Here is an 18570-nt window from a genome sequence, read left to right as displayed (position 1 = left end):
GAGCCATCCTTACCGTGCGGATGAACGCGCGGCGCTCCAGCGGCAAGGAGGAGCCGAGATGAGCATTTTCGACGACGACCGCCCACAGCAGCCATCCGCCCATGAGATCGGCAGCGATCTGTCGCTGCTCTCCGTCGATGAGCTCAAGAACCGCGTCGCGCTTCTGCAGGCGGAGATCGCCCGGCTGGAAGAGGAAATCGCCGCCAAGGCATCCGGACGCAAGGCGGCCGAGAATCTCTTCCGCTTCTGAGCCCCTCGTCCGCTCGAAATTCGTGGCTGCGAGACACGGGCGAAGATATGCTCAACAGAATGTTAAGCTTTACGACATATTACTATGTCCATCCAGATTTGCTCTGGACTCAGACGATTCCTCCACTTGTCGAATTGGTCTGATTTTTCTCCCTGTTTTACCTTGAGAGCCGCTTTTGCGGCTCTTCTTTTTCGCCTTTTTCAGGTGGTTTCGACGAAACTGTGGAGATTAACCCTTTCTTAAGAATCGCCTTGCGAATTTCAGTTAAAACCAGCATCCTGAAGTCATAAGAACGGGTGCCGAGAGTTCTCTTGGACTTGGCCGGCTTTTCCTGAACAAAAGTGTTGCGTGAAGCAGGGATTTCTTCGATGTCGGAACTTGGGTTGAACACGATCAGCTTTGCTGGCCATGCCGCGTCGTCGGCGCAGTTCAGAATGCTTTACTCCGAAGGCATGTCCCTGGTCGAGGAAACCGCGGCCTATCTTGATGGACAGGGACGCGTCGCCTCCAAGGCCCTGCCCCGCATGGCCTCCGTTCTCTACGCAGCCGAATCCATGCGGCTCACCACCCGCCTGATGCAGATGGCCTCCTGGCTGCTCCTGCAGCGCGCCGTCAACAATGGCGAAATGTCGCGCGATCAGGTGCTGGCCGAAAAGAACAAGGTTCGCCTCGACGGCTTCAACGTCGACCGCAACGCTCCCGGCTGGAACGACCTGCCCGAAGCCTTCCGCGACCTCGTCGAGCGCTCGCTGCGCCTGCAGAACCGCGTCGCCCTGCTCGATCGCGAAATCTATCGCCCGACGGAAGCCCCGATGGTTCCGGACAACCAGAACAGCGTCAAGGCGCAGCTCACCCTGCTGCAGACGGCTTTCGGGGAATAAGCGAATCGCTTTCGGATGTGCTGGCAGTTTGAACCGGTCGTGTTTCGCACGGCCGGTTTTGCATTCCGGAAGCCGGCAGATGGAAAATTATCGGCGAGCATCTAGGCCGCGTAGCGCTGCTTCAGCCAAAGTCCGAATTCCTGAATAACGGCAACGACGTTCTTCAGTCTCTGACCATCCTCCGTCAGCGCATATTCCACCTTGACCGGCACTGTAGGATATACGGTACGCACCACGAGGCCCGCCTCCTCAAGGGCGCGGAGGTCCAAGGTCAGCATCCTCTGGGAGATCCCCGGCACATCCCGCCGGAGTTCGTTGAAGCGCTTCGGACCATCGACCAGATAGGATACCAAAAGCAGGCGCCAACGCCCGCCCAACAGGTGCATTGCCTCCTCGACGGAACAGCCGCTTACATTTTTTTCATAGAAACCTCCAGGCGCATTTAAGTATATTTTATGTACCTAGATGTCAAACTAGTGCCTTCTTACTTTTATATACTGCTTCGACTACATGGCGTGAAGCCGCCTTTCAGCGTGAAGGCAGGCAGTCGAAAATCCGCCATGGAGATTGCAAGTGAAGCTCTATTACATGCCCGCCAGTTGTTCCCTTTCTCCCCATATCGTCATCAATGAGCTCGGTCTCGATGTGACGCTGCTCAAAGTCGATCACGGCAAGCATATGATCGAAGGCGGCGACGACTATTACGACATCAATCCCCTTGGCTATGTTCCGGTCCTCGAACTGGACAGCGGCACAAGGCTGCGCGAAGGGCCGGTGATCGTGCAATATCTGGCCGACCTCAAGCCGGAACGAGGCCTGGCCTCGCCAAACGGCACGATGGAACGCTACCGCCTGCAGGAATGGCTCAATTTCCTGGCAACAGAGATTCACAAGGGCTTCATCCCGCTTCTATACGCGCGACTGGCAGGCAAATACGTGGAGACCGCGACGCCGAAACTTGAAAAGCGCTACGCCTGGATAGACGAACAGCTTGCCGATCGCGACTTTCTCATGGGCAGCACCTTCACCGTGGCCGACGCCTACCTGTTCGCGCTCACCGGCTGGGGCCAGGCAGGCTGGCTGAAGTCCTACTACAAGGCAGACATCCATTTCGATCGACTGGACAATCTCAGGGCGTGGTATGGACGCATGCGCGAACGCGATTCGGTCAGGAAAGCGCTTCGGGAAGAGGGGTTGGAATAGCCCTGTCATTGGGCAACCGTGTGCCGTCGCTCATCCGGCGGCAGTTTCCCCGCCAGAAGGTAATAAAAAAGCCCGGCAAAACCGGGCTCTTTTCAAAATATCGGCTCGCGAAGCGATTAGATGCCGAGGCCGCCGAAGCGCTTGTTGAACTTCGAGACGCGGCCGCCACGGTCCATGAGCTGCTGGTTGCCGCCGGTCCATGCCGGATGCGACTTGCTGTCGATTTCGAGGTTCATGACAGCGCCTTCAGAACCCCAGGTCGAGCGGGTTTCGTATTCGGTGCCGTCGGTCATGACTACCTTGATGGTGTGGTAGTCGGGATGGATGTTGGCCTTCATAACAATCTTCCTGTCATGCCAGGGTCCATTTGTCGCAAGCCATTGCGGCAACCGAACCGATTGAATAAATGAAGCCGCAGACCGATTGAGGCCACGGCTTCCAATTAAGATGGCGTGCCTATACATGAAGGCGGCAAGGATAACAAGGGGCGAAACGGCAAAGTCCCTTGCTGAGATGGGGATTGGAGACGACTTGTCAGAGACGAGCCAGACAGACGACAAAAAACGCGGATCCATCCGGCCCCTGGGACGGCTGGTGCCCTATCTCAAGCGTTACCGTGGCATGGTGGCGGGCGCCATCGTCGCGCTGGTGGCGGCCGCCGTCACGTCCCTTGCCTTGCCGCTTGCCGTCCGGCGTATGATCGACCACGGCTTCGACCACACCGACCGTGGCCTCATCGACAGCTATTTCCTCGCCATCATGGCGATGGCCGTCGTGCTGGCTGTCGCAAGTGCAATGCGCTACTATTTCGTCATCACCATCGGCGAGCGCATCGTCTCGGATATGCGCCGTGAGGTCTTCGACCATGTGACGCGGCTGTCGCCCGCCTTCTTCGATATCAACCAGTCCGGCGAGATCGTCTCGCGCCTGACGGCCGATACCACGCAGATCAAGTCCGCCGTCGGCGCGACCGCCTCCGTGGCGCTGCGCAACCTCATCCTCTGTCTTGGCGCCGTCGGCATGATGATCGTCACCAGCCCGAAGCTGTCGAGCATCGTGCTGGTCGCCATTCCGGTGATCGTGCTGCCGCTCGTCAGCTTCGGCCGCTCGGTGCGCAAGCGCTCGCGTGCCGCGCAGGACACCCTCGCCAATGCCTCGGCCTACGCCAACGAAACCATCGCCGCCAGCCGCACCATCCAGGCCTATAACGGCGAGGCCGCCGCGGGCGCGCGATATGGCGCGGCCGTCGAGGACGCCTATCAGGCGGCGCGCGCCGCGATCAAATCCCGCTCGCTGCTGACCGGCTTTGCCATCACCATGATCTTCGGCAGCGTCGTCGCCGTCCTGTGGGTCGGCGCCCAGAATGTGCTGGCCGGGACGATGTCGGCGGGCACGCTCGGGCAGTTTCTGCTCTATTCCGTCATTGCCGGCACATCGCTCGGCTCGCTGTCGGAAGTCTGGGGGGAACTCTCGCAGGCCGCCGGCGCCGCCGATCGCCTGGGCGAGCTGCTGGCCGAGGTGTCGCCGATCGCCGCCCCTGCCAACCCGCTGCCCCTGCCCCAGCCGCCGCAAGGCCGCGTCGATTTCTCCGACGTGCATTTTTCCTATCCGTCGCGGCCGGGAAAATCGGCGCTGCATGGGCTGTCGCTTTCGGTCAAGCCGGGCGAAACGGTCGCGATCGTCGGCCCGTCCGGCGCCGGCAAGAGCACGATCTTCTCGCTGATGCTGCGCTTCTACGATCCGCAGCAGGGCAGCGTCGCCATCGACGGCATCGATGCCCGCAAGGTCTCACCCGATGCCCTGAGGGACCGCATTGCCATCGTGCCGCAGGACACGACGATCTTTGCCGCCACGATCCTCGACAATATCGCCTTCGGCCGCCCCGGCGCCACGCGCGACGAAATACGGGCAGCGGCGATCGCCGCCCAGGCGGACGAATTCATCTCGCGGCTGGATCGCGGCTATGACACGCCCGTCGGCGAGCGCGGCATCACCCTTTCGGGCGGCCAGCGCCAGCGCATCGCCATTGCCCGCGCCATCCTGAAGAATGCGCCGATCCTGCTGCTCGACGAAGCGACATCGGCACTCGACGCCGAGAGCGAGACGCTGGTCCAGAAGGCGCTCGACGGCCTGATGGAGACCCGCACTACGCTTGTCATCGCCCATCGCCTGGCGACCGTTCTGAAGGCCGACCGCATCCTCGTGCTCGATCAGGGCCGCATCGTCGAGGAAGGCACGCACCAGAGCCTCATCCACCAGGGCGGCATTTACGCCAAGCTGGCCCGGCTGCAATTCGACGCCGGGATCGACGAGCGCATGCTTGCCGTGAAATAACAAGGGATTAATCAAGTCAAGTTGAATACAACAGGTGGAAATAGCTTTGAAGTTAAGCTAGATTTCCCGCGTCATCTCGCGCTGATGCGATTCTAGGAGACGGGAACGATGTATAAATTTGAAGTCTACAAGGACAAGGCTGGCGAATTCCGATTCCGGTTCAAGGCCTCGAACGGCGAAACCATGTTCGGTTCCGAAGGTTACAAGGCGAAAGCCTCGGCCTTGCACGCCATCGAATCCATCAAGGCCCATGTCGGCGGCGCCGTCATCGACGATCAGACCACCGCTACCGCCTAAGACATCGCGTCTAGCGCCTGTTAGAACAGCCTTTTACGGCCGGCCGCCTTCTGGTGTGCCGGCCGTTTTTATTTGATCGTCAAAGAAAATTGGAAAATTCGCACCGATCTGTCGAAATCACCGGCACTCGCGGTTCATTGTATCGGAAGGCATGAAGCCGCTCCACCGGCGAGGCGCCGCATTTCGACATTTGCCTATTGGATGCGCCGCAGGACCGGGAATACTGTCACACGCAGAGCAGGAGATATCCCATGCAATATGCTTTGATCATTCGTGAATCGGCTGAGGATTTTAAGAGGCGCGAGGACCCCGCCTACAGGAACGGCTGGATCGCCTATACGCAGGCGCTCGTCCAGGCCGGCATCATGACGGGCGGCGCCGGACTGACCGCGCCCGAGACGGCGACGACCGTCCGCCGCCGTGGCGAGGATCACGACGTCCAGGATGGACCCTACCCGGAAGGCAAGGAACAGCTCGGCGGTTTCTATCTGATCGACGTGCCGGATCTCGACACCGCGTTGGAATGGGCTGTGCGCGTGCCGGTTTCCCCGCAAGGTTCCGTCGAAATACGGCCGCGTCTCTTGATATGAAACGACCATGAGCGCCGACGTTGAGCGCGCCGCCGAGCGGGTGGCGCGCCAATCCTATGGCAAGCTGGTCGCTTTTCTGACGGCGCGCTCAGGCGACGTGCCGGCGGCGGAGGATGCTCTTTCCGAGGCTCTCGCCGCAGCTCTGCGCGTCTGGCCGGCAGATGGCATTCCCGATAGTCCCGAAGCCTGGCTCCTGGTCGCGGCAAGGCGGAATCTCTATCGAGCGGCAAGGCACGCAAAAGTCAAAGCCGCCGCCCAGGACCGGATCGCCATGGCATTCGAGGAAGCACAGGAAAGCATGAATGCGGACAGTCCGGCCTTTCCCGACGAGCGATTGAAGCTGTTGTTCGCCTGCACCCATCCCGCCATAGATCGGTCGATGCACACGCCGCTGATGCTGCAGACGGTTCTCGGCATCGATGCCAGGACGATGGCTCGGGCCTTCATCGCTTCGCCGGAGGCGATGAGCCAAAGGCTGGTGCGGGCAAAGACCAAGATCCGCGAGGCCCGTGTTCCGTTCACCGTTCCCGAGCGCTCGATGCTGCCGGAACGGCTGACCGGCGTACTGTCGGCGATCTATGCCGCCTACGGTCTCGGCTGGGACGGCCTCGACGGCGAAGCGGACAAACGTGGCTCGTTGGCGCAAGAGGCCATCTGGCTCGGCCGTGCCCTGCTTGCCATCCTACCGGAAGAGCCGGAAGCGGCCGGCCTCCTGTCCCTGATGCTCTATTGCGAAGCCCGTCGCGACGCGCGTCGGGATACGGTTGGCCGCTATGTGCCTCTCGACGAGCAGGACGTCGCGCGCTGGAATGCCGTCATGATCTCTGAAGCCGACGATCTGCTGCGGCAGGCGGGACGTTGCGGCCGGCTTGGCCCGTTCCAGTGCCAGGCGGCAATCCAGTCCGTCCACGCCGAACGCCGCCGCTCAGGCATCACCGATTGGACGGCTCTGGTCACGCTTTACGACGCGCTCGTACTGATGACGCCGACGACAGGTGCCCGCGTCGGCCGCGCCACCGTCATCGGCCGGGCTCAGGGGGCAACGGCCGGATTGCATCAACTGAATCTGCTGGCCGAGCGGGATGTCGCCAGTTACCAACCCTATTGGGCCGTGCGCGCGCATCTGCTGAGCGAGACGGGCGACATGCCGGGCGCCGCCAGCGCCTATCGGACCGCGATCGGCTTGAGCGACAGTTCCACGGTCCGGGAATTCCTTTCCGCGCGGCTGGCTGCCCTCATGGATTAGCCACGTCGCAACCGCGGAATACGCCGAAAGCACCCACTTAGTCCTCCAGCCGGAAGCGGACGCTTACTTCTCCGTCAGCTTCAGCTCGATACGCCGATTGGTGGCGCGGGCTTCCGGCGTGTCGCCGGGCGCGATCGGCTGGAATTCGCCGAAGCCGGCGGCGACGAGACGGTCCGAGGGCACACCCTGGGCGATCAGGAACTTGACGACGGCGATGGCGCGCGCCGACGACAGAGCCCAGTTGTCGGGATAGCGGCCGTTGCCCGACAACGGCACATTGTCGGTATGTCCATCGACACGCAGCACCCAGTTGATCTCGGGCGGAATTTCCTTGGACAGATCGATCAGGGCGGCGGCAAGCTTGGCCATCTCCGCCTGACCGGCCGGATTGAGATCGGCCGCGCCCGAGGGGAACAAGACTTCCGACTGGAAGACGAAGCGGTCACCGACGATGCGGATATTGTCGCGGTCGGAAAGGATCTCGCGCAGCCGTCCGAAGAAGTCGGAGCGATAGCGGTTCAGTTCCTGCACGCGCTGTGCCAGCGCCACGTTCAGCCGCCGGCCGAGATCGGCGATCTTCACCTGCGAGGACTGATCCTTGGCCTCCGAGGCCTGCAGCGCCGCTTCGACGGCGGCGATCTGGCTGCGCAGCGCGGCGATCTGCTGGTTGAGGAGATCGATCTGGCTTAGCGCGCGGGCGCTCGTCTGCTTCTGATCGTCCAGCTCCTGTGTCAGCGTGCCGACACGCTGCTGCGCCGCCTGGCTATTGCCGGAGCCGGTCGCAAGCAGGGTTTGCAGGCGCGAACGCTCGGTCTCCGCGACAGACAGCGATGCCTGCAGGTTGGCGACGGTATCTTCGAGATCCTGCTTGCCGCTCTTTTCCAGCGCCAGTTGCTCGACCAGATCGTTGATGCGGCTGTTGAGGCGGTTCAGCACCTCGTCGCGGCCGGAAATCTCGCGGCTCAGGATGAACTGGCCGACGACGAACACTGTCAGCAGGAACATGATCGCCATCAGCAGGGTGGACAGCGCATCGACGAAGCCCGGCCAGTAATCGACCGATCGCTGATGGCGGCGGTTTCGCGCAAGCGCCATGACTTATTTGCTCCCGGTCTTCTCGGTATGGCCGATGCGGTCGGCGAGGCGATCGAGCGTGCGCCGCATCGACTTCGCCTCCTCCTGTTGCGCCTCGATCCAGTCGCGCAGCATCTGCTGCTCGTTGCGCATGTTCTTGACCAGGCCCTGAATGCCTTCGGCGAGGTTTGCCATGGCCGTCACCGACCGCTGGCCGCCACCCTCGTCGGCGATCTTGCGCAGATAGTCCGAAAGGGCGCGCACATCCTCGGAGGAGGCACCATTGGCACCCTCGATGACCGGAGCGAGATCCGAGCCGACATCGGTGACGGAGGACAGCCAATTTTCCAGTTCGGTGTAGAACCGGTTCTGCGCGCGGCCGGCCTGCAGATCGAGAAAGCCGAGGATCAGCGAGCCGGAAAGGCCGAGCAGCGAGGAGGAGAAGGCCGTGCCCATGCCGACCAGCGGGCCGGACAGGCCGGATTTCAGCGCGCCGAGAATGTCGCCGCTGTCGCCGGAGCCGACATCCAGGCTCTGGATGACGTCGTTGATCGAGCCGATCGTGCCGATCAGGCCCCAGAAGGTGCCGAGCAGGCCGAGGAAGACGAGCAGGCCGATGAGATAGCGCGAGGTGTCGCGCGATTCATCGAGGCGGGTGGCGATGGAATCGAGAATCGAGCGCAGCGTCGCCGTCGAAAGCTGCATGCCGCGGCGGTTACCGATCAGCGCCCGCATCGGCGCCAGCAGCCGCGGATCGCGGCCGACCTTGTCGGCATTGCCGGCGGCGCGGAAATGATTGAACCAGCGGACTTCGGGCCGCAGCATCAGCACATGGTTGAAGACCAGCAGGATGCCGACGGCCAGCACACCGAGGATCAGGCCGTTGAGGCCGGGATTGTGCAGGAAGGCGACTTGCGCCTGACGAAACAGGATCGCGACGATAAATCCGACGATCACCAGGAAAAGGATCATCGTCCAGAAGAAGGCCATCGGGCTGGAGAGCTTGTAGACATAATCGCCCGACACATTGTCGGTCGACCCCATATCCCGCAGGTTCACATTTTCCATTGCACGCTCAGCCTCCGGATGTTCCGTAGCCGGAGACTAGTGCAACATTGCGCCGAATTGAAGAGACGCAAAGCACAAAACAGGCCGTTGGCAACAGCCCGTTTCATGGCGCGGCGGCAGGCTTATTTCGACGGGATCGGCCGCTTGACAACCTCGGCGAGCGCCTTCTGGATATGCTCGTTGCCGCAGATGATCGAGCCGGTGACCAGCATGTCGGTGCCACCGTGGAAATCCGATGAGAAGCCGCCGGCTTCGCGCACCAGCAGAATGCCGGCGGCCATGTCCCACGCCGACAGATCGGTTTCCCAGAAGCCGTCGAAACGGCCGGCGGCGACATAGGCAAGATCGAGCGCGGCCGAGCCGAGACGGCGCATGCCGGCGACCTCGCCCATGACATGGCGCAGCTCCACCAGGAACTTGCCGTGATTGCCGCGGCCGAGATGCGGAACGCCGCAGCCGATGACGCTGTCCGACAGCACGCGGCGCGAGGCCACACGCAGGCGACGGTCGTTGAGGAAGGCGCCGCCGCCACGCTCGGCGGTGTAGAGCTCGTCCGTTGCCGGATTGAAGACGACGCCGGCGACGATCTCGCCATTGCGCTCCAGCGCGACCGAGACGGCAAACATCGGAATGCCGTGCAGGAAGTTGGTGGTGCCGTCGAGCGGATCGACGATCCAGCGATGCGCGCCGTCGGTACCCTTGATCTCTTCGCCTTCCTCACCGAGGAAGCCATAGGTCGGCCGCGCCTTCAGGAGCTCGTCGCGGATGATCTTCTGCGCCTTCAGGTCGGCCTGGCTGACGAAATCGCCCGGTCCCTTCACCGAAACCTGCAGGTTCTGCACTTCGCCGAAATCGCGGCTGAGCGACTTGCCTGCCTTGAGGGCAGCCTGAACCATGACATTGAGAAGAGCAGAACGGGCCATCGGATTTCCTTGGGTAATACAGAAGGCACTGACCGGACCCGGAGAAGGCCCCGGCGGAGCGGGATCGGCAGCGCAATAAAAGATTGGCGGCCTCAAGACCACAAAATCGCGGGAATTTCAAGTGCCGAGGGACAGGCGGACGTCAGGAGAATGAGAAGTTCGCCCTTCGCGCTCTATCGCGCCCGGCGGAATCTGTTGGCGGCGTCGATGGCAGCCTTCTGCTGATAATCCTCGATGCCCTGGTAGAAATCCTCGAGCTCCGGGTCCTTGAGACCGGCGCGGCGGGAGATGACATACCAGGTGGCGGCCGCGACCGGGTCCTGCTTCGTGCCGAGCGCATTGATATAGAGATGCGCGAGCTTGTTCTGGGCAACCACATTGCCGCGATAGGCGGCGACGCGCATCCAGTTGAAGCCGTTTTCCAGATCCTGCTTGCCGCCCGTGCCGTTGATCAGCCAGACGCCCATGTCGAGCTGGGCGGTATCGAAGCCGGCATTGGCGGCGCGCGACAGCCACATGCGGGCCTGCTGCTTCTTTTCCGGCGGCAGGTCGGGCATGTTGAGATAGAGCTGCGAGACGGCATATTGCGCGTCGGCGATGCCCTGTTCGGCGGATTGTTCATAATAGGGAAGCGCCATCTGCAGGCCCTTGAGGCCGGGATTTTCCGCGGTCAGGATCTGCCCCCAGTTGAATTCGGCGGAGGCCTGGCCGGCATCGGCCGCCTTCTTCATCCACTCATCCGCCTTCTTGCGGTCGCGTGGCACCTCGCGCCCCTCCATCAGGATCAGTGCGTATTTGAACATCGCGGTGGCGTCGCCGCCCTCGGCCGCCTTGCTGTACCAGAAAGCGGCGCTCTTATTGTCGCGCTTGACGCCAAGCCCCTCGGACATCAGCTCGGCAAGCAGGGTCTGGGCGGCGGGGTCGCCAAGCTGTGCCCGCGGCAGGGCCCTCTGGAACGCGGTGAGGTAATAGCCGCGCTGGAAGGCGCCATAGGCATCGTCGACCTTGCCCTTGAACGGCTTTTCCGGCGGCAGGTCCGGCAGCTTCGCACCCATGCGGTCGAAAACGCCGACCCCTTCCGACGGCATGACGTTATCGGCTTTCGGCTCGGCGCTGGGCTGGATCTTCTCGGTCTTGAAGGTGCTCGCATCGGCGCCCAGCGGCCGTGTCACGACGCTCTCGTCATTGGCGGCGGCACCATCGTCCGGCGGCACGGTGGTATCGTCGGAACTCCCGTCATCGACGGCAGGGCGGTCGCCCTTGTCGGATTGCGCGGCCACTCCGGGCAGCGCCGTACCGCTATCGCCCGATTGCGCCACCGCCAACAACGGCAAGGCCGTCAGCCCGAAAGCGAGCACAGCAAGGAAGGAATGGTGACGGAATCGAGGCGTAAACGACATGGATTGCTATCAATCTTCAAACCGTGGCGCTTTTTCGTCCAGAAGCGCATTCACTTCCGCAACGATCGACGGCGCCGCCGACGGATCGGCGAAAACGGCGCTGCGCAACGCCACGAATTCGGCACCAGACAGGGCCACCTCCAGCGCCGACTTCGGGTCGGTGCCGCCCATGACGATACAGGGAATCTCGATCATCGACGCCCACCATTCGCCGAGCGCCACGTTCTTCGGATGCGCTTCCGGCTTGATGTCGCCGTCGAGCTTGCCGAAGAAAATATAGTCCGGGCGCAATTCGCCGACCTCCAGCGCATGGTGCCTGTCGGTGGCATTGCCGCCACCGACGATGAGCTTCGGCACGAATTTCTCCACCGCCTCCGTCAGCTCGGCGAGATTGCCGGTAATGTGCAGGCCATCGGCCTTGGCGCGGCCGGCCACGCGGCTGTCGCCGGCAATCAGGGCTGCCGCGCCGGCCGCCTGCACCACCGGCACCAGCTTCTCCGCATGTTTCTGGAAGGTCGCGTCGTCGAGCCCATATTGCGGGATGATGACCGAAGCCACGTCTCCGCCCCTCAAGGCATCAGCCACCACTCTCGCCCGTTCCTCGGCATCGGCGATATCGGGAACGACAAGAACGAGGCGGCAGCGATCTTCGGGCGAGGTCATCGGGAGTTTCCATATTTACGGGTTCGTTCGTCAGGGATGGCGCACCCATTCGATGCTTGTGAGTAAATCCATAGGGACTGTCTGACAAGGGGCACGGCACGGAAACCATCTGACCGCCTCCATCCCCCGGGGATGACGCGAAACCGCCGAGAAGGCATCATTGCAACGCACAATTGACTTGCCGCTCCCCCAGGTTTGACGTAGCTTTTTGCCATGTCGACCATGGACCCCTTTGCAGCCATCGCGGATCCGAACCGGCGTCATCTGCTGGAGGAGCTGCGCCGCGCGCCGAAAACGGTCAACGAGCTGGCGCAGGGCCTGCCGATCAGCCGCCCCGCCGTGTCGCAACACCTGAAGGCGCTGCTCGACAGCAATCTCGTCTCGGTGACCTCCGAAGGCACGAAACGTATCTACGCGGTCAATAGCCGCGGTTTCGACAAGCTCAATTTGTGGCTGGATCAGTTCTGGGCCTGAAGACGACCATCGAAGCGCCCAAAGCATGCCATGATCGCAAAATCAACGAATCTGAAGCGCGAGACGCGAATCTGAAGGATCGCGACGCGCTTTGGCGCCGATTGCGCGGCATATCTCGAAAAAATTTGCGCCAACCTCCTACCCCTGACGTCGTGAAGTTGGCGCATTTTGATTTGACTGGAGTTGCCGCCGTTGCCTGCGGTGGGATTACCTGGGAGCCTTTCGACCCATCTGTCCTGGCTTGCCGCGATCGGTGGCTGTTGTCCTTGGAAAAGATCGATCAGTGAACTGATGTTTTCAGACGATGGATTTCGTCCTTGAGGCGCAGCTTCCTGCGCTTGAGGTCGGCAATATGGGTGTCATTGATAGAGGGAGATGTCAGTGCGGAATGGAGCTCCTCCTCCAGAGCGACATGCTTCTTTTCGAGCGATTCAAGATGAGCTTGAACAGACATATGACCCTTCCTTCCTCTTGGGAGCCACGGCCATCCATCACCGGGGCTCTAGGTGTCAACCCTACCAGTGTGCCACAAGATTAGGTCCTTGTCGAAGGCCAAAACGTGGCTTATGGGCGGCAAATTCATGATGAAGGATAACTTCCCGTTATCGTCATTTGGTGATAGGAGCTTGCGGAATTCATGAGGCGGAACGAACGCGATTCCGCGAGGCATTGGGGACATAAGCATGGCCGATCAGGAACAGGCGGAAATCAGACTGGCCGTGGCGCGGCTGCGCCAGGAGCATGAGGATTATGATGCCGCGATCAACGCCATGATCCAGACGGGCTGCGACGCCCTGCGCGTCCAGCGCATGAAGAAGAAGAAGCTCGTCATCAAGGACAAGCTGACCAAGCTGGAAGACCAGATCATTCCCGACATTATCGCCTGAGGAGCAAGACGCGACGATGATCACAGAAAGACCGCCCGTCGCCATCATCATGGGCAGCCAGTCCGACTGGGAAACCATGAAGAACGCCGCCGACACGCTGGAAGCGCTTGAGATCACCTATGATGCCCGCATCATTTCGGCGCATCGCACGCCGGACCGGCTGGTGAATTTCGCCAAGGGCGCCCGCGACGAGGGCTTCAAGGTCATCATCGCCGGCGCGGGCGGCGCCGCCCACCTTCCGGGCATGGCCGCCTCGATGACGCCGCTGCCGGTCTTCGGCGTGCCGGTGCAATCGCGCGCGCTGTCGGGCCAGGACAGTCTTCTTTCCATCGTGCAGATGCCGGCGGGCATTCCCGTCGGGACGCTGGCGATCGGCAAGGCCGGCGCGATCAATGCCGCGCTGCTGGCCGCCGCCGTGCTGGCACTCGGCGACGAGGAGATTGCCGACCGGCTTGACGAATGGCGCGAACGGCAGAGTGCGGCGGTCGCCGAATATCCGATGGACGACCTATGAGCGCAAAGACGATCGGCATCATCGGCGGCGGCCAGCTCGGCCGCATGCTGGCCATGGCCGCGGCCCGGCTGAATTTCCGCACCGTCATTCTCGAACCGCAGGCCGATTCTCCCGCGGCCCAGCTAGCCAACGAACAGATCGTCGCCGCCTATGACGACGCGGCCGCGCTGGCGGAACTCGCGAAGCGCTGCGACGTCGTCACCTATGAATTCGAAAACGTGCCGGTCGCGGCCGCCGAAGAATTGGCCAGGCATGTTCCCGTCTATCCGCCGCCGAAGGCGCTGGAGATGGCGCAGGACCGCCTGACCGAAAAGCGCTTCATCAACGGTTGCGGCATCCCGACCGCCCGCTTCCACGCCGTCGACAGCCAGGTCGATCTCGAAAAGGCGCTCGCCGATTTCGGCGGACAGGGCGTGCTCAAGACCCGGCGTCTCGGCTATGACGGCAAGGGGCAGCGCGTCTATCGCTCCGCCGCCGACAGCGCCGAAGGCGGCTTCGAGGCGCTCGGCGGCGTGCCGCTCATCCTCGAAAGCTTCGTGTCCTTCGAGCGGGAAATCTCGATCATCGCCGCGCGCGGCCTCGACGGCAGCATCGCCTGCTACGACCCGGCCGAGAATGTCCATCGCGACGGTATTCTTCATACATCCACCCTGCCGGCAAGCATCTCCGCCGCGACGGCTGCCGCGGCCCGCGAGGCGGCGGAGAAGATCCTGGCCGCGCTCGGCTATGTCGGCGTCATCGGCATCGAGTTCTTCGCGCTTGCCGACGGCAGCCTGATCGCCAACGAGATGGCGCCACGCGTGCATAATTCCGGCCATTGGACGGAAGCTGCCTGCGTCGTCTCGCAATTCGAGCAGCATATCCGCGCCGTCGCCGGCCTGCCGCTCGGCAATCCCGTTCGCCATTCCGATTGCGTGATGCAGAATCTGATCGGCGACGACATCCTCTCCGTCCCCGACTGGCTGCGCCGGGACGAGGCGCTGGTGCATCTCTACGGCAAGACCGAGTCGCGTCCCGGACGGAAAATGGGGCATGTCACGCAGCTTCGCCGCTAGAGCCGGATGATTTTGGGTCTGTTCGACCTAAAATCTGAATCCGCTCTAGAATCAAAGAAGAGAGCATGATGTCGTCCGAAAACCGCTCACACTTTTCGGCATCATGCTCTAACAGCCCCGGGAAAAAGGCCCTGACATGGTTGACAGGCCCGGTATGACAAGGTATTTGCTCCCCACCCTAAAGAGCGCGCCCTGAGCGCGCTTTTGATTGTTAAAAGATACGGGCGAATGTGACATTCCCCCTCAGAGATCGCGGATCAGAAAAATGAAGATCAAGAATTCGCTCAAGTCGCTCAAGGCGCGTCACCGTGACAACCGTCTGGTTCGCCGCAAGGGCCGCATTTATATCATCAACAAGCTGAACCCGCGCTACAAGGCTCGTCAGGGCTGATTGCGCGGAACCTGGCCTGCGGGCCAGGCGGACCGTTTGACGGCTGGGCTATGATGTTTCCGTCATAGCCGTTCAGGATGATCACATCAAAATTGTTTTGATCTTCGACATTGGCGGGCTACTATGCCCGCCATGCGCATTTTTGCTTTGTCATATCGGACCCTGCCGATTCTCCTCGCCCTGACCGTCGTCGCACCGCAGACCGCCATGGCGGACGATTCGGGTGTCGCGGAGAAACAAGACCGCAACGCGCCCGTCAGCGGCCTTTCACCGAAACAGCAGCTCGACAATCTCTTCACGGCGCTGAAGCGCCAGCGCGACCCGGATCAGGCCAACCTCATTGCCGACCAGATTCGCGTGGAATTGAACGATTCCGGCAGCGCCACGGTCAATCTCCTGATGCAATGGGCCGACAAGGCGATCGAGGAGAAGCGCAATGCCGCGGCCATGGATTTTCTCGATCAGGTCATTTCGCTGAAGCCGGACTATGTCGAAGGGTGGAATCGTCGCGCGACGCTCAATTACGCCATCGGCGATTATCGCAAGGCGATGGAAGACATCAATCAGGTGCTGCGGATAGAGCCGCGCCATTTCGGCGCGCTTGCCGGCATGGCCGCGATCCTGGGCGAGACCGGCAAGGACGAGCTGACGCTGAAAGCCTGGGAACGCTTCCTGGAGATCTATCCGGCAAATCGCGCCGCCCAGGAGCAGATGAATGCGCTCTCGGAAAAAATCGCCGGGAGCCGGACCTAGTATCTGTCGACAACATAGGCCCAGCCTGCGACGGACGAGAGGTCATGAACGTCGGATAGGCTGTCACCCCAGTATCTGCCCCGTATCGCGATGATCCATGTGCTGCTTTACGCCCTTGTTCTGCTTCTTGTCCTCGCCGTCGGTTTTTCGGCCTACAAGACGCGCGCCATAGAGCAGGCCTATCCCAATATCGGCGAATTGACGGATATCGACGGTTTCCGCATGAATGCGTTGCACCTGCAGCGCCCGGCCACTGCCGACCTGCCGCCACTGATCTTCATCCATGGCGCCAGCGGCAATCTGCGCGACCAGTTCGAAGCCTTTGCCGGTCCGCTTGCCGGTCGCGCCGAAATGCTCTTCGTCGACCGGCCCGGCCATGGCTATTCCGAACGCGGCGGCCCGGAAAATGCCCTACCCTCCGGCCAGGCGGACGCGATCGCCCGGCTGATGGAAAAGCGCGGCATCGAGAGCGCCATCATTGTCGGCCACTCGTTCGGCGGCGCCATTGCCGCCTCCTTCGGCTTGCGTCATCCGGATAAGACCGCCGGCCTGCTTTTCCTCGCGCCGGCCACGCATCCCTGGCCCGGCGGCATCGACTGGTACTATACGCTGGCCGCCATGCCCGTCGCCGGCTGGCTTTTCGCCCATCTGCTTGTCATGCCGATCGGCCTGCGCCGGGTGGATCGCGGCACGCTCAGCGTCTTCCGCCCGAACGCGCGACCCGCCGATTACATAGCGAAGACGGCGCCGGAACTGGTACTGCGGCCGAAGACATTCCGCCACAACGCGACCGACGCCGCCAATCTGCTCGCCTATGTTTCCGCCCAGGCGCCGCGCTATAGCGAGATCAAGGCGCCGACCATCATCATCACCGGCGACAGCGACGACATCGTCATGGAGGAGCTGCATTCGCGCGGCCTTGCCCGCGATATCGCCGGTGCCGAACTCGTGACCATCCGCAATCTCGGCCACAAGCCGGACTATGTGGCGACCGATGTCGCCATCGCCGCCATGGAGCGGCTTGCCGGTCAGCCGCGCGATCTCCAGGCCCTGGCGCAGCAGGTAGAGGCACGCATCGCGCGCCTGGAGGACCCGATATTGGACGAGGCCGGCACGTCGTCTCAGGCCGTCACGACCTCGTAAGCCGGCGCGGCGGTGAGAACCCGGCCCTGGGGCGTCGCCTCCACCACCTGACGGACCGATTGCAGGATGAGGCCGGCAAGCCGCTCCGTCGCCGGATTGGCCTCGGCTTCGGCGCGGTGCAGCACCAGATCGAGCTTCGGCAGCAAAGGCAGACCCGCCTCGCCGGCCGCGAGCGGACGCACCTTGGCCGGCAGACCGAGCGGCGTGCGGATCGTCAGGCCCAATCCCGCCGCCGTCGCTGCCCAGAGCCCACCGAGACTGGGACTGACGAAGGAGATCCGCCAGCCGACCCCGGCATGATCCAGCACCTTCGTCGCGATCGACCGCAGCAGGCAGGGAGCCTCCAGGGAGGCGAGCGGCAAGGGTTCGCCGTCGCCGGCACGCCAATGGATTTCACCATCGGCCGGACCGACCCAGCACATCGGCACCTCGGCGATCCGCTCGGTATGGGCGGTGCGGAAGCCATCGCTCCAGGCAAGCGCCAGATCGAGCCTGCCGGACGTCACCCGCTCGATCAGCTCGGCATTACGGACGACGCGCGCCTCGATGCGCACCTTCGGATGAGCGCGGGCAAAGCGACCAAGCACTTCCGGCAGCAGGGTCTCGCCGAAATCCTCCTGCAGGCCGAGACGCACCCAGCCTTCCAGATCCGCGCCATGAATCGCGGTCGCCGCCTCATCGTTGAGATCGAGCAGGCGGCGCGCATAGGCGAGCATGGTCTCGCCCGCCTCCGTCAGCGCCAGCCCGCGCCCGGCCTTGCGCAAGATCGACGTCCCCGCCTGCTCCTCCAGCTTCCGGAGCTGCGCGCTGACCGCCGATGTCGAACGCCCCAGCCGCTCGGCCGCCCTGGCGAAACTGCCCAGTTCCATGCCGATGACGAAGCTACGCAGGACATCGAGATCGAAGATCACTTTCCGCATGGAAATCGTCCATATTTTCGGGACTATTTGTCCAGTATTATCTGATTTTTCGAATGATTATCCCGTGGCATGGTGTGGCCGTCAAGTAGACCCATGACAGGAGCCTCCCATGCCCTTCACCCGCATCTCCCTTCTACGCGGCAAATCGCCCGACTATCTGCAGGCGCTCTCGGACAATCTTCACCGCGCCATGGTCGAGACCTTCGACGTGCCGCCGACCGACCGTTTCCAGGCGATCCAACAATTGGAGCCGAACGAGCTGGTCTTCGACCGCACCTATCTCGGCGGCCCGCGTTCCGACGACTACGTCTTCTTCCAGATCACTATCGGCAAGCCGCGCTCGACGGAGGTCAAGAAAACCTTCTACCGCCGCCTCGTTTCCCTTTTGGCCGATGCGCCGGGCCTGCGCCCCGAGGATGTGATGGTCAACATCGTCACGACGAGCCGCGAGGACTGGTCCTTTGCCGACGGCATCGCGCAGATGATCGAGCAGGCCTGACGACG

Annotated in this window: 25 protein-coding genes; 15 read left to right on the top strand and 10 right to left on the bottom strand. The window is 62.4% G+C overall.

The features are described 5' to 3' along the window. The first annotated feature begins 58 nt into the window (after window positions 1-58). A complete protein-coding gene (locus FHX11_RS20435) occupies window positions 59-250 on the top strand; it encodes a DUF1192 domain-containing protein (RefSeq protein WP_184359965.1) in 192 nt (63 codons plus the stop codon). A gap of 157 nt (window positions 251-407) precedes the next feature. On the opposite strand, the gene FHX11_RS20430 is transcribed toward FHX11_RS20435, so the two are convergent. Next, the gene (locus tag FHX11_RS20430) at window positions 408-641 is read right to left on the bottom strand and encodes a hypothetical protein (RefSeq protein WP_184360717.1); all 234 of its coding nucleotides are present in this window, start codon (window positions 639-641) and stop codon (window positions 408-410) included. Between FHX11_RS20430 and FHX11_RS20425 the strand changes: the two genes are divergently transcribed. Next, the gene (locus FHX11_RS20425; RefSeq protein ID WP_184359963.1) at window positions 619-1131 is read left to right on the top strand and encodes a DUF1465 family protein; all 513 of its coding nucleotides are present in this window, start codon (window positions 619-621) and stop codon (window positions 1129-1131) included. The genes FHX11_RS20430 and FHX11_RS20425 overlap by 23 nt on opposite strands. A gap of 101 nt (window positions 1132-1232) precedes the next feature. On the opposite strand, the gene FHX11_RS20420 is transcribed toward FHX11_RS20425, so the two are convergent. Next, the gene (locus tag FHX11_RS20420) at window positions 1233-1517 is read right to left on the bottom strand and encodes a helix-turn-helix domain-containing protein (protein WP_184359961.1); all 285 of its coding nucleotides are present in this window, start codon (window positions 1515-1517) and stop codon (window positions 1233-1235) included. Between the two features lie 187 nt (window positions 1518-1704). Here FHX11_RS20420 and gstA point away from each other — a divergent pair, with 187 nt between their 5' ends. Further along, window positions 1705-2334 (top strand): glutathione transferase GstA, encoded by a 630-nt coding sequence (gene gstA / locus FHX11_RS20415; RefSeq protein ID WP_184359959.1) that lies wholly within the window; start codon window positions 1705-1707, stop codon window positions 2332-2334. Between the two features lie 116 nt (window positions 2335-2450). On the opposite strand, the gene rpmE is transcribed toward gstA, so the two are convergent. After that, entirely contained in the window at window positions 2451-2672 is a 222-nt protein-coding gene (gene rpmE, locus FHX11_RS20410; RefSeq protein WP_104824196.1) for a 50S ribosomal protein L31, read from the bottom strand. A gap of 193 nt (window positions 2673-2865) precedes the next feature. On the opposite strand from rpmE, the gene FHX11_RS20405 reads away from it, so the two are divergent. From FHX11_RS20405 to FHX11_RS20390, 4 genes are all read left to right on the top strand, one after another. Further along, window positions 2866-4668 carry an ABC transporter transmembrane domain-containing protein gene (locus tag FHX11_RS20405; protein ID WP_184359956.1) on the top strand — a complete coding sequence of 601 codons (1803 nt, stop codon included), beginning with the start codon at window positions 2866-2868 and terminating at the stop codon, window positions 4666-4668. Between the two features lie 108 nt (window positions 4669-4776). Next, entirely contained in the window at window positions 4777-4965 is a 189-nt protein-coding gene (locus FHX11_RS20400) for a YegP family protein (RefSeq protein WP_015341032.1), read from the top strand. A gap of 251 nt (window positions 4966-5216) precedes the next feature. After that, window positions 5217-5555 (top strand): YciI family protein, encoded by a 339-nt coding sequence (locus FHX11_RS20395; protein ID WP_184359954.1) that lies wholly within the window; start codon window positions 5217-5219, stop codon window positions 5553-5555. 7 nt (window positions 5556-5562) lie between these two features. Further along, complete coding sequence (locus FHX11_RS20390; protein ID WP_184359952.1) at window positions 5563-6801, top strand: DUF6596 domain-containing protein; 1239 nt, start codon at window positions 5563-5565, stop codon at window positions 6799-6801. Between the two features lie 63 nt (window positions 6802-6864). On the opposite strand, the gene FHX11_RS20385 is transcribed toward FHX11_RS20390, so the two are convergent. The 5 genes from FHX11_RS20385 to FHX11_RS20365 all read right to left on the bottom strand — a co-directional run bounded on the left by FHX11_RS20385 (window position 6865) and on the right by FHX11_RS20365 (window position 11929). Continuing rightward, the gene (locus tag FHX11_RS20385) at window positions 6865-7896 is read right to left on the bottom strand and encodes a peptidoglycan -binding protein (protein WP_184359950.1); all 1032 of its coding nucleotides are present in this window, start codon (window positions 7894-7896) and stop codon (window positions 6865-6867) included. A 3-nt stretch (window positions 7897-7899) separates the two neighbouring features. Beyond that, a complete protein-coding gene (locus FHX11_RS20380; RefSeq protein WP_184359948.1) occupies window positions 7900-8943 on the bottom strand; it encodes a flagellar motor protein MotA in 1044 nt (347 codons plus the stop codon). 122 nt (window positions 8944-9065) lie between these two features. Next, the gene (locus FHX11_RS20375) at window positions 9066-9866 is read right to left on the bottom strand and encodes an inositol monophosphatase family protein (RefSeq protein ID WP_184359947.1); all 801 of its coding nucleotides are present in this window, start codon (window positions 9864-9866) and stop codon (window positions 9066-9068) included. 173 nt (window positions 9867-10039) lie between these two features. Beyond that, entirely contained in the window at window positions 10040-11266 is a 1227-nt protein-coding gene (locus FHX11_RS20370) for a tetratricopeptide repeat protein (protein ID WP_246781095.1), read from the bottom strand. A gap of 9 nt (window positions 11267-11275) precedes the next feature. Further along, the gene (locus FHX11_RS20365; RefSeq protein WP_184359945.1) at window positions 11276-11929 is read right to left on the bottom strand and encodes a thiamine phosphate synthase; all 654 of its coding nucleotides are present in this window, start codon (window positions 11927-11929) and stop codon (window positions 11276-11278) included. Window positions 11930-12142: 213 nt separating this feature from the next. On the opposite strand from FHX11_RS20365, the gene FHX11_RS20360 reads away from it, so the two are divergent. Next, the gene (locus FHX11_RS20360) at window positions 12143-12403 is read left to right on the top strand and encodes a metalloregulator ArsR/SmtB family transcription factor (protein ID WP_184359943.1); all 261 of its coding nucleotides are present in this window, start codon (window positions 12143-12145) and stop codon (window positions 12401-12403) included. Window positions 12404-12683: 280 nt separating this feature from the next. Here FHX11_RS20360 and FHX11_RS20355 read toward each other — a convergent pair whose 3' ends face one another. Continuing rightward, window positions 12684-12857, bottom strand: a complete 174-nt coding sequence (locus tag FHX11_RS20355) for a DUF465 domain-containing protein (protein WP_184359941.1) — start codon at window positions 12855-12857, stop codon at window positions 12684-12686. Between the two features lie 229 nt (window positions 12858-13086). On the opposite strand from FHX11_RS20355, the gene FHX11_RS20350 reads away from it, so the two are divergent. The 6 genes from FHX11_RS20350 to FHX11_RS20325 all read left to right on the top strand — a co-directional run bounded on the left by FHX11_RS20350 (window position 13087) and on the right by FHX11_RS20325 (window position 17146). Further along, a complete protein-coding gene (locus FHX11_RS20350; protein WP_184359939.1) occupies window positions 13087-13290 on the top strand; it encodes a YdcH family protein in 204 nt (67 codons plus the stop codon). Between the two features lie 16 nt (window positions 13291-13306). Continuing rightward, window positions 13307-13804 (top strand): 5-(carboxyamino)imidazole ribonucleotide mutase, encoded by a 498-nt coding sequence (gene purE / locus FHX11_RS20345; RefSeq protein WP_184359936.1) that lies wholly within the window; start codon window positions 13307-13309, stop codon window positions 13802-13804. Continuing rightward, window positions 13801-14859, top strand: a complete 1059-nt coding sequence (locus FHX11_RS20340; protein WP_184359934.1) for a 5-(carboxyamino)imidazole ribonucleotide synthase — start codon at window positions 13801-13803, stop codon at window positions 14857-14859. The genes purE and FHX11_RS20340 overlap by 4 nt, the downstream gene beginning before the upstream one ends. A 265-nt stretch (window positions 14860-15124) precedes the next feature. Further along, entirely contained in the window at window positions 15125-15250 is a 126-nt protein-coding gene (gene ykgO, locus FHX11_RS20335; protein WP_003582204.1) for a type B 50S ribosomal protein L36, read from the top strand. Between the two features lie 123 nt (window positions 15251-15373). Next, window positions 15374-16003: a hypothetical protein gene (locus FHX11_RS20330; RefSeq protein ID WP_184359932.1), complete on the top strand. Its 630-nt coding sequence runs from the start codon at window positions 15374-15376 to the stop codon at window positions 16001-16003. 90 nt (window positions 16004-16093) lie between these two features. After that, window positions 16094-17146, top strand: a complete 1053-nt coding sequence (locus FHX11_RS20325; protein WP_184359930.1) for an alpha/beta hydrolase — start codon at window positions 16094-16096, stop codon at window positions 17144-17146. Here FHX11_RS20325 and FHX11_RS20320 read toward each other — a convergent pair. Then, window positions 17125-18066 carry a LysR substrate-binding domain-containing protein gene (locus FHX11_RS20320; protein ID WP_184359928.1) on the bottom strand — a complete coding sequence of 314 codons (942 nt, stop codon included), beginning with the start codon at window positions 18064-18066 and terminating at the stop codon, window positions 17125-17127. The genes FHX11_RS20325 and FHX11_RS20320 overlap by 22 nt on opposite strands. A 109-nt stretch (window positions 18067-18175) precedes the next feature. On the opposite strand from FHX11_RS20320, the gene FHX11_RS20315 reads away from it, so the two are divergent. After that, entirely contained in the window at window positions 18176-18565 is a 390-nt protein-coding gene (locus tag FHX11_RS20315; protein WP_184359926.1) for a tautomerase family protein, read from the top strand. Window positions 18566-18570: the final 5 nt, after the last annotated feature.

This window comes from Rhizobium sp. BK602 (assembly GCF_014195095.1).
GTDB lineage: Bacteria > Pseudomonadota > Alphaproteobacteria > Rhizobiales > Rhizobiaceae > Rhizobium.
This window is presented reverse-complemented; position numbering and strand designations above follow the sequence as displayed.